This is a genomic window from Trinickia sp., assembly GCF_051961175.1.
GTDB lineage: Bacteria > Pseudomonadota > Gammaproteobacteria > Burkholderiales > Burkholderiaceae > Trinickia.
Window position 1 is genome coordinate 1 of the sequence record NZ_JBQCDN010000249.1, and the last position, 9,261, is coordinate 9,261.

The window sequence follows — 9,261 nt, forward strand, 5'->3', positions numbered from 1 at the left end:
TGTTCGATCCGTTCTTCACGGTGCGCGAAACGCTGCGCATTCAATCGGGCTACTACGGGCTTCATCGCAACGACGATTGGATCGACGAAGTCATGGCCAATCTCGATCTGACCGAGAAGGCCGACGCGAACATGCGCGCGCTGTCGGGCGGGATGAAGCGGCGCGTGCTTGTCGCGCAGGCGCTCGTGCACCGTCCGCCTGTCATCGTGCTCGACGAGCCGACAGCCGGGGTCGACGTCGAATTGCGTCAAACGCTCTGGAAATTCATTTCGCGTCTCAACCGCGAAGGCCACACGATCGTGCTCACGACGCACTACCTGGAAGAAGCCGAATCGTTGTGCGATCGCATTGCGATGCTGCGGCGAGGCGAAGTGGTCGCGCTCGATCGGACGAGTGCGTTGCTGCAGCGTTTCGCCGGGATGCAGCTGTTCGTGCGGTTGTCGGAGGGGGTGCTGCCCACGGAGCTGCGCGCGCTCGAGATCGAGCCGTCCGCGCCCGGTGATCGTCAGCATGTGCTGCGGCTTTCGAGCTACGACGACGTCGAGCGCATCCTGGCCCAATGTCGCGCGGCCGGCTGCACGTTCGACGAGATCGACGTGCGCAAGGCCGATCTGGAAGACGTTTTCGTCCAACTGATGAACGCACCTGAACTTGTGGAAGGTCTGGCATGAGCGGGTTCCGCACCCTCTTCTACAAAGAGATCCTGCGCTTTTGGAAGGTGTCGTTCCAAACGGTGCTCGCGCCCGTGATCACGGCGCTGCTCTATCTGACGATTTTCGGCCACGCGTTGCGCGGGCACGTTGAAGTCTATCCCGGCGTGGAATACACGAGCTTCCTGATTCCCGGCCTGGTCATGATGAGCGTGCTGCAAAACTCCTTCGCGAACAGTTCGTCGTCGCTGATCCAATCGAAGATCACCGGCAACCTTGTGTTCGTGCTGCTGCCGCCGCTCACGTATCTGGAAATGTACGGCGCCTATGTGCTCGCGTCGGTCGTGCGCGGGTTGGTCGTCGGCCTCGGCGTGTTCGTCGTCACGATCTGGTTCATCCCCGTGAAATTCGCGGCGCCGCTTTTCATTATTGCCTTCGCCGTCCTCGGCTCGGCGATTCTCGGCACGCTCGGGCTCATCGCCGGGATCTGGGCCGAGAAATTCGATCAGCTCGCGGCATTTCAAAACTTCCTGATCATGCCGCTCACGTTTCTCTCGGGCGTGTTCTATTCGACGCATACGTTGCCGCCGATGTGGCGCGAGGTGTCGCGGCTGAATCCGTTTTTCTACATGATCGACGGCTTTCGCTATGGTTTTTTCGGCTTATCCGACATCGACCCGCTCGCGAGCCTGGCCGTCGTCACCGGATTTTTCGCGCTGATTGCCGTGCTCGCGATGCGTTTGCTCGCGTCGGGCTACAAGCTGCGCTACTGATACTGATATTGAATCGGAAAGGAGTGTCACCATGTTGCCGACCCCCGATCAGGTCAAGCAATACATCGAGGCTGGACTGGCGTGCCGCCATCTCGAAGTCGAAGGCGACGGCCAGCATTTTTTTGCGACTATCGTCTCGGATGCTTTCGAAGGCAAGCGCCTGATCCAGCGACATCAACTCGTTTATGCGGCGCTCGGCGAGCGCATGCGGCAGGAAATCCACGCGCTGAGCATGAAGACGCTCACGCCCGCGGAATGGCAGAACGGATAATTAGAGAACCTGAGTGCGTATTACACAAGATTCACGCGAGGCCGGCAGCGGCGTCGCCACGGAGGCCCGAACGGGGCAAATCAGCATGGACAAGCTTGTGATCGAAGGCGGCCGACCGCTCGCCGGCGACGTCGTCATCTCCGGCGCGAAGAATGCGGCGCTGCCGATTCTGTGCGCCAGCCTGTTGTCCGCCGAGCCGCTGCATCTCGAGAATGTGCCCGATCTGCAAGACGTGCGCACCACGCTTAAGCTGCTCGCGCAGATGGGCGTGCGCGAGGATCGCTCGTCGGCGCATCTTACGCTCGATGCAGCCGCTGTCGCCAACCCGGTCGCGCCGTACGAACTCGTCAAGACGATGCGCGCGTCGATCCTCGTGCTCGGCCCGCTCGTCGCCCGCTTCGGGCATGCGAAGGTGTCGCTGCCCGGCGGCTGCGCGATCGGCGCGCGTCCGGTCGACCAGCACATCAAAGGCCTGCAGGCGATGGGGGCCGAGATCAGCATCGAGCACGGCTATATCGAAGCGCGCGCACCGCGTCTCAAAGGCGCGCGCATCATGACGGACATGATCACCGTGACCGGCACGGAAAACTTGCTGATGGCGGCCGTGCTGGCCGACGGCGAGACCGTGCTTGAGAACGCCGCGCGCGAGCCCGAAGTGAGCGATCTCGCGCAGTTGCTTGTGCGCATGGGCGCGAAAATCGAAGGCATCGGCACCGATCGGCTCGTGATTCAAGGCGTCGAGAAGCTGCACGGGGCGCACCATACGGTGATTCCCGATCGCATCGAAGCCGGCACGTTCCTGTGTGCGGTGGCGGCGGCGGGCGGCGACGTCACGCTGCGCCGCGTGCGGCCGATCACGCTCGAGGCCGTCACGATGAAGCTGCGCGAAGCCGGTGTCACGATCGAGGAAGGCGAGGACTGGATCCGCGTGCGGATGGCGCAGCGTCCGAAGGCCGTGTCGTTCCGCACGTCCGAATATCCGGCGTTCCCCACGGACATGCAGGCGCAGTTCATGGCGCTCAATGCAATCGCCGAGGGCACCGCGCAAGTCGTCGAAACGATTTTCGAAAACCGCTTCATGCATGTGCAGGAGCTCAATCGATTGGGGGCAAATATCACGATCGACGGCAATACGGCGCTCGTGAACGGGGTGCCGCGCTTGTCCGGTGCCACCGTGATGGCCACCGATCTGCGCGCCTCGGCGAGCCTCGTTATCGCCGGGCTGACCGCCGACGGCGAAACGCTCGTCGATCGGATCTATCACCTCGATCGCGGCTACGACCGCATGGAAGAAAAGCTGACGGCGATCGGCGCGCGCGTGCGCCGCGTGCCGGGCCGCCCCGCGCAAGCACCGGAGAACGACGCATGAGTACGCTTGATACGACGCCCTTGACGCTCGCGCTGTCGAAGGGAAGGATCTTCGAGGAAACGATGCCGCTGCTCGCGGCGGCCGGGGTGCACGTCACCGAGGATCCCGAAACGTCCCGAAAGCTGATTCTTCCGACGAGTGCGCCGAACCTGCGTGTCATCATCGTCCGTGCGACCGACGTGCCGACCTACGTGGAATACGGCGCGGCCGATTTCGGCGTGGCGGGCAAGGACGTCTTGCTGGAGCACGGTGGGTCGGGCCTGTATCAGCCGATCGATCTGAATATTGCGCGTTGCCGGATGTCGGTGGCGGTGAAGGCGGGCTTCGATTACGCCAATGCCGTGCGCCAAGGCGCGCGCCTGCGTGTCGCGACGAAATACGTGCAGACCGCGCGCGAGCATTTCGCGGCCAAGGGCGTGCATGTCGATCTGATCAAGCTGTACGGTTCGATGGAGTTGGCGCCGCTCGTGGGCTTGGCCGACGCAATCGTCGATCTGGTCAGCTCGGGTGGCACGCTACGCGCGAACGATCTGGTCGAGGTGGAGGAAATCATGGAGATCTCCTCGCGCCTCGTGGTGAACCAAGCGGCGCTGAAGTTGAAGCGCGCGGCGCTGGCGCCGTTGCTCGACGCGTTCGGGCAAGCGTCGCAGCAAACGGCGCAGAGCGCCTGACGCGGGCCGGGCCCGCCATGCGTGCCCGCGCGCATCGCCCGGCACGCGCCTTACCGAAACGGATACCAGCATGTCACTGACGATTCGCAAACTCGATTCGAGCGCCGACGATTTCGCCGCAAAGCTTGCCGCCGTGCTTGCCTTCGAGGCGAGCGAGGACGAAGCGATCGACCGCTCGGTCGCCCAGATTCTGGCCGATGTCAAAGCGCGCGGCGATGCCGCCGTGCTCGAGTACACCAACCGCTTCGACCGGCTTTCAGCCACAAGCGTCGCGGCGCTCGAGCTGCCCGTGAGCGAGCTGGAAGCGGCGCTCGATGGGCTCGAGCCGAAGCGGCGCGCGGCGCTCGAGGCGGCGGCGGCGCGCGTGCGCGCGTATCACGAGAAGCAAAAGATCGAGTGCGGCAGCCATAGCTGGCAGTACACGGAAGCCGACGGCACCGTGCTCGGCCAGAAGGTCACGCCGCTCGATCGCGCCGGCATCTACGTGCCGGGCGGCAAAGCCGCGTATCCGTCGTCGGTGCTCATGAACGCGATTCCGGCGCGCGTGGCCGGCGTACGGGAAATCGTGATGGTGGTGCCGACACCCGACGGCGTGCGCAACCCGCTCGTGTTGGCCGCCGCGCTGCTCGGCGGTGTCGATCGCGTATTCACGATCGGCGGTGCGCAAGCCGTGGGCGCGCTGGCGTACGGCACGGGCACGGTGCCCGCCGTCGACAAGATCTGCGGCCCGGGCAATGCCTACGTGGCGGCGGCGAAGCGGCGCGTATTCGGCACGGTCGGGATCGACATGATCGCGGGCCCCTCGGAAATCCTCGTACTCTGCGACGGCACGACGGACCCGCGCTGGGTGGCGATGGATCTGTTCTCGCAAGCCGAGCACGACGAGCTGGCCCAATCGATCCTGCTCTGTCCTGACGACGCCTTTATCGCGCGCGTGAAGGACGCGATTGTCGAGCTCTTGCCGACAATGCCGCGCCGCGACGTGATCGAGCGCTCGCTCGTCGATCGCGGTGCCCTTGTCAAAGTGCGCGACATGGCCGAAGCCTGTGCGATCGCCAATCAGATCGCACCGGAGCATTTGGAGATTTCCGCGCTCGATCCGCATCAATGGGCGAAGGAGATTCGCCACGCGGGCGCGATCTTCCTGGGCCGCTACACGAGCGAGAGCCTGGGCGATTATTGCGCTGGGCCGAACCACGTTTTACCGACTTCTCGAACGGCGCGCTTTTCGTCGCCGCTCGGCGTATACGATTTCTTCAAGCGTTCGAGCGTGATCGAAGTGAGCGCCGAGGGCGCGCAAACGCTCGGCGAAATCGCGGCCGAGCTCGCTTATGGCGAAGGGCTGCCCGCGCACGCGCGCAGCGCCGAATATCGAATGAAGCAAGGCGGCTGAGGCGCGTCATGACGACACCGCAAGACATCATCCGTCCCGACGTATTGTCGATGACGAGCTACGCGGTTGCCGACGCAACGGGCTTCGTGAAGCTCGATGCGATGGAGAACCCGTATGCGCTGCCTGAGGCGCTCGCCGCGCAACTGGGCGACGTGCTGGCCGGCGTCGCGCTCAATCGCTACCCGGAGCCGCGGCCTGCCGCGCTCGTGGAAAAACTCAAGCAGGTCATGGGCGTGCCGGGCGGGGCCGACGTGCTGCTCGGCAACGGCTCGGACGAGCTGATCAGCATGATCGCCGTCGCCTGCGCGAAGCCGGGTGCGAAGCTGCTCGCGCCGGTGCCGGGCTTCGTCATGTATCAGATGTCGGCGAAATTCGCGCAGCTCGAATTCATCGGCGTGCCGCACCGGGCCGATCTGACGCTCGATATCGACGCGATGCTGGCCGCGATCGCCGAACATCGGCCGGCCATTATCTATCTGGCCTACCCGAACAATCCCACCGGCACGCTTTACGCGGACGCGGACATCGAGCGGATCATCGCGCAAGCGCAGGGGCAGGGTGGCCTCGTCGTGATCGACGAAGCCTACCAGCCGTTCGCGCAGAAAAGCTGGATTGGCCGCGTGCTCGACTACGGGAACGTCGTGGTGATGCGTACCGTTTCGAAGCTCGGCTTGGCTGGGATCCGGCTTGGCTACCTCGTTGGCGCGCCGGCTTGGCTCAAGGAGTTCGACAAGGTGCGTCCGCCGTACAACGTGAATGTGCTGACGCAGGCCGCCGCCGATTTCATGCTCGATCATGTCGATGTGCTCGAGACGCAAGCCGCCGAGTTGCGGGCCGAGCGTGCCAAATTGGTGGCCGCCTTGAGCGCCTTGCCGGGCACGAGCGTGTTCCCGAGCGCGGCCAATTTCCTGCTCGTTCGCTTCCCTGATGCCGATGCCGCCTTCGCCGCGCTGCTCAAGGCGAAGGTTTTAGTCAAAAACGTGGGTAAAATGCAGCCGTTGCTTGCTAATTGCTTGCGTTTGACCGTCGGCACACCCGCCGAAAACGCCCAAATGCTGGCTGCACTCCAGCAAGCGCTGAATTAAAAGTCACTTAGAGGTTTTCCATGCGCGTAGCGGAAGTGTTTCGCGATACCAGCGAAACGAAGATCCGTGTGAAGCTCGATCTGGATGGCACCGGCCGGCAAAAGCTGGCAACGGGCGTCCCGTTTCTCGACCATATGCTCGATCAGATCGCCCGTCACGGCCTGATCGACCTCGATATCGAGGCGCATGGCGATTTGCATATCGACGACCACCACACCGTGGAAGATACCGGCATCACGCTCGGCATGGCGGTGGCCAAGGCGATCGGCGATAAAAAGGGCATTCGCCGCTACGGCCATGCCTACGTGCCGCTCGATGAAGCGCTGTCGCGGGTCGTCATCGATTTTTCGGGCCGTCCGGGGCTCGAGTTCCACGTGCCGTTTACGCGGGCGCGCATCGGCACGTTCGATGTGGATCTGTCGATCGAGTTTTTTCGCGGCTTCGTCAATCATGCGGGCGTGACGCTGCATATCGATAATTTGCGCGGGATCAACGCGCACCATCAGCTGGAAACGGTGTTCAAGGCGTTCGGCCGCGCGCTGCGCATGGCCGTGGAGCTCGACGAGCGTGCGGCGGGGCAGATTCCGTCCACCAAGGGCAGTCTGTAAAGACCCTATCAACGGCTGGAACGACGGACCGAAGCGCCGCCTGAAGGCGGGCGCCGGCTTGCGATGGATCTTCTTAAATCGTTTATTTCACTGCTGGCGCTGATCAATCCGGTGGGCGCGGTGCCGTTTTTCCTGAGCCTCACGTCGGAGCACTCCGACGCGGAGCGGCGCCGCACGATCCGCATCGCGTCGATTTCGGTGTTTTGCGTCATCACGATCACGACGCTGCTCGGTCAGCAGATCATCAGTTTTTTCGGCATCTCGGTCGGTTCGCTGGAGGTCGGCGGCGGCATCATCATGCTGCTCATGGCGATCAACATGTTGAACGCGCAGGTCGGCAATGCGCGCGCGACGGCCGAGGAGCGCGACGAGGCCGAATCGAAGAACAGCATCGCCGTGGTGCCGCTGGCCATTCCGTTGCTGACGGGCCCGGGCACGATCAGTACGGTGATCGTCTATTCGGCCGGCGTGAGACACTGGTTCGATCGCATCGGGCTCGTGGCGATCGGCGCGGTCATCGCGGTCATTTGTTTCGGGGCGCTCAGGCTTGCCGATCCGATCGCCCGCTGGGTCGGCCAGACGGGGATCAACATCGGTACGCGGCTCATGGGTTTGATGTTGTCGGCGCTGGCGGTGGAGTTCATCGTCGACGGATTGAAGGCGTTGCTGCCTAACTTGCGCTGAAAGGCGCTGCTAGCGATGAAAAAGATTGCGATTGTGGATTATGGGATGGGCAACCTGCGCTCGGTGTATCAGGCGCTGAAGAAGGCCGCACCCGAAGTGGAGGTGGCGATCGTCGATCGCCCGGAAGGCATTCGCGCGGCCGATCGCATCGTGCTGCCGGGTCAGGGTGCGATGCCCGATTGCATGCGCTGCCTGGGCGAATCGGGGCTGCAGGAAGCCGTATTGGAAGCGTCGCGGGCCAAGCCGCTCATGGGCGTGTGCGTCGGCGAGCAGATGCTGTTCGACTGGAGCGAGGAAGGTTCGACGCCCGGGCTCGGCCTGCTGCCGGGCAAAGTCGTGCGCTTCGCGCTCGAAGGCCAGCTGCAGGACGACGGTTCGCGTTTCAAGGTGCCGCAGATGGGCTGGAACCGCGTGCGGCAAACGCGCGCTCACCCGTTGTGGGCGGGCGTGGCGGACGGCGCGTTCTTCTATTTCGTCCACAGCTATTACGTCGTTACCGAAAACCGCGAGCACACGGCGGGCGAAACCGACTACGGCACGACGTTTACGTCGGCTGTCGCGCGCGAAAACATCTTCGCGACACAGTTTCATCCGGAAAAGAGTGCCGACACGGGCTTGCGCGTGTATCGTAATTTCGTCGACTGGAATCCATGAACACGGTGCCGCCGCCTGCGTGTCTTCGTCCGATGTGCACGGCAAGCTGGCGGCGCCTTGAAAGAGTTGTACTACACTAAGCGACACGGCTTTTCGACGTCGGGGGCGATTGCACGCCCGGCGCCGAGGGCTGCCGACATTCAACCCTCCCAAGACTTCACGCGATTGCTATGCTGCTGATTCCCGCCATCGACCTCAAGGACGGTCAGTGTGTGCGCCTCAAACAAGGCGATATGGACCAGGCGACGATATTTTCCGAGGACCCTGCGGCGATGGCCCGGCATTGGGTCGACCGCGGTGCCCGCAGGCTGCACCTCGTCGATCTGAACGGCGCGTTCGCGGGCAAGCCGAGGAACGAAGAGGCGATCCGCGCCATCATCGAAGAAGTCGGCCATGAGATCCCGGTCCAGCTCGGTGGCGGTATTCGCGATCTGGAAACCATCGAGCGCTATCTCGACGACGGCCTGTCCTACGTCATTATCGGCACGGCCGCGGTGAAAAACCCAGGTTTCCTGCAGGATGCCTGCACGGCGTTCGGCGGCCATATCATCGTTGGCCTCGATGCCAAGGACGGCAAGGTGGCGACGGACGGCTGGAGCAAGCTCACGGGCCATGAAGTCGTCGATCTGGCGCAAAAGTTCGAGGATTACGGCTGCGAGTCGATCATCTACACCGATATCGGCCGCGACGGCATGCTGCAGGGCATCAATATCGAGGCGACGGTGCGTCTGGCGCGTGCGGTGAAGATTCCCGTGATCGCGAGCGGCGGGCTGTCGAATCTGGCCGATATCGATTCGCTCTGCGAAGTCGAAGATGAGGGCGTCGAGGGCGTGATCTGCGGGCGCGCGATCTACTCGGGCGATCTCGATTTCGCGGCCGCGCAAACGCGTGCCGACACGCTGCGCGAATCGGACGACGCCTGACACGCGGCGCTTGTACCGCCGGCCCGCCGCCGTTTCGCTGCGACGGCGCGGGCCAGACGGCTGGGACATCCTCGCCCGCCACGGTGTTATGCCGTCTGCGTCGCCGCAGACGGCCCCCTTAGCGGCAGTTGCCCCCTCCTGGCGCTAGCGAGACGCGGCGGGCCCGGGCTGGACGGGCCC

At 63.7% G+C, this 9,261-nt stretch carries 11 protein-coding genes; all 11 read left to right on the forward strand.

All coding sequences use genetic code 11. From position 1 onward, the window contains the following. The coding region (locus tag ACTHL0_RS15230) for an ABC transporter ATP-binding protein (protein ID WP_440567646.1) at positions 1-671 on the forward strand (671 nt) is incomplete at its 5' end. Next, positions 668-1,423, forward strand: coding sequence for an ABC transporter permease (locus tag ACTHL0_RS15235; protein WP_440567647.1), 756 nt, complete (start codon positions 668-670; stop codon positions 1,421-1,423). The genes ACTHL0_RS15230 and ACTHL0_RS15235, both read left to right, overlap by 4 nt. 31 nt (positions 1,424-1,454) lie before the next feature. Then, positions 1,455-1,694: a BolA family protein gene (locus tag ACTHL0_RS15240; RefSeq protein WP_277430319.1), complete on the forward strand. Its 240-nt coding sequence runs from the start codon at positions 1,455-1,457 to the stop codon at positions 1,692-1,694. Positions 1,695-1,779: 85 nt separating this feature from the next. Continuing rightward, positions 1,780-3,063, forward strand: a complete 1,284-nt coding sequence (murA, locus tag ACTHL0_RS15245; RefSeq protein WP_440567654.1) for a UDP-N-acetylglucosamine 1-carboxyvinyltransferase — start codon at positions 1,780-1,782, stop codon at positions 3,061-3,063. After that, positions 3,060-3,734: an ATP phosphoribosyltransferase gene (gene hisG / locus ACTHL0_RS15250; protein ID WP_440567648.1), complete on the forward strand. Its 675-nt coding sequence runs from the start codon at positions 3,060-3,062 to the stop codon at positions 3,732-3,734. The genes murA and hisG overlap by 4 nt, the downstream gene beginning before the upstream one ends. Positions 3,735-3,804: 70 nt before the next feature. Further along, positions 3,805-5,127: a histidinol dehydrogenase gene (gene hisD / locus ACTHL0_RS15255; protein WP_440567649.1), complete on the forward strand. Its 1,323-nt coding sequence runs from the start codon at positions 3,805-3,807 to the stop codon at positions 5,125-5,127. 8 nt (positions 5,128-5,135) lie between these two features. Continuing rightward, positions 5,136-6,212, forward strand: a complete 1,077-nt coding sequence (hisC, locus tag ACTHL0_RS15260; RefSeq protein ID WP_440567650.1) for a histidinol-phosphate transaminase — start codon at positions 5,136-5,138, stop codon at positions 6,210-6,212. A gap of 20 nt (positions 6,213-6,232) precedes the next feature. Further along, positions 6,233-6,820: an imidazoleglycerol-phosphate dehydratase HisB gene (gene hisB / locus ACTHL0_RS15265; RefSeq protein ID WP_440539419.1), complete on the forward strand. Its 588-nt coding sequence runs from the start codon at positions 6,233-6,235 to the stop codon at positions 6,818-6,820. Positions 6,821-6,883: 63 nt separating this feature from the next. Next, positions 6,884-7,504, forward strand: a complete 621-nt coding sequence (locus ACTHL0_RS15270; RefSeq protein WP_440567651.1) for a MarC family NAAT transporter — start codon at positions 6,884-6,886, stop codon at positions 7,502-7,504. A gap of 15 nt (positions 7,505-7,519) precedes the next feature. Next, a complete protein-coding gene (hisH, locus tag ACTHL0_RS15275) occupies positions 7,520-8,158 on the forward strand; it encodes an imidazole glycerol phosphate synthase subunit HisH (RefSeq protein ID WP_440567652.1) in 639 nt (212 codons plus the stop codon). A gap of 170 nt (positions 8,159-8,328) precedes the next feature. Further along, positions 8,329-9,081 (forward strand): 1-(5-phosphoribosyl)-5-[(5-phosphoribosylamino)methylideneamino]imidazole-4-carboxamide isomerase, encoded by a 753-nt coding sequence (hisA, locus tag ACTHL0_RS15280; protein ID WP_440567653.1) that lies wholly within the window; start codon positions 8,329-8,331, stop codon positions 9,079-9,081. Positions 9,082-9,261 lie beyond the last annotated feature (180 nt).

Coding starts and splice junctions, on each gene's coding strand:
- ACTHL0_RS15235 (WP_440567647.1), top strand. CDS start 668: ATGAGCGGGTTCCGCACCCTCTTCTACAAAGAGATCCTGCGCTTTTGG.
- hisG (WP_440567648.1), top strand. CDS start 3,060: ATGAGTACGCTTGATACGACGCCCTTGACGCTCGCGCTGTCGAAGGGA.
- hisA (WP_440567653.1), top strand. CDS start 8,329: ATGCTGCTGATTCCCGCCATCGACCTCAAGGACGGTCAGTGTGTGCGC.
- hisD (WP_440567649.1), top strand. CDS start 3,805: ATGTCACTGACGATTCGCAAACTCGATTCGAGCGCCGACGATTTCGCC.
- murA (WP_440567654.1), top strand. CDS start 1,780: ATGGACAAGCTTGTGATCGAAGGCGGCCGACCGCTCGCCGGCGACGTC.
- ACTHL0_RS15240 (WP_277430319.1), top strand. CDS start 1,455: ATGTTGCCGACCCCCGATCAGGTCAAGCAATACATCGAGGCTGGACTG.
- hisB (WP_440539419.1), top strand. CDS start 6,233: ATGCGCGTAGCGGAAGTGTTTCGCGATACCAGCGAAACGAAGATCCGT.
- hisH (WP_440567652.1), top strand. CDS start 7,520: ATGAAAAAGATTGCGATTGTGGATTATGGGATGGGCAACCTGCGCTCG.
- ACTHL0_RS15270 (WP_440567651.1), top strand. CDS start 6,884: ATGGATCTTCTTAAATCGTTTATTTCACTGCTGGCGCTGATCAATCCG.
- hisC (WP_440567650.1), top strand. CDS start 5,136: ATGACGACACCGCAAGACATCATCCGTCCCGACGTATTGTCGATGACG.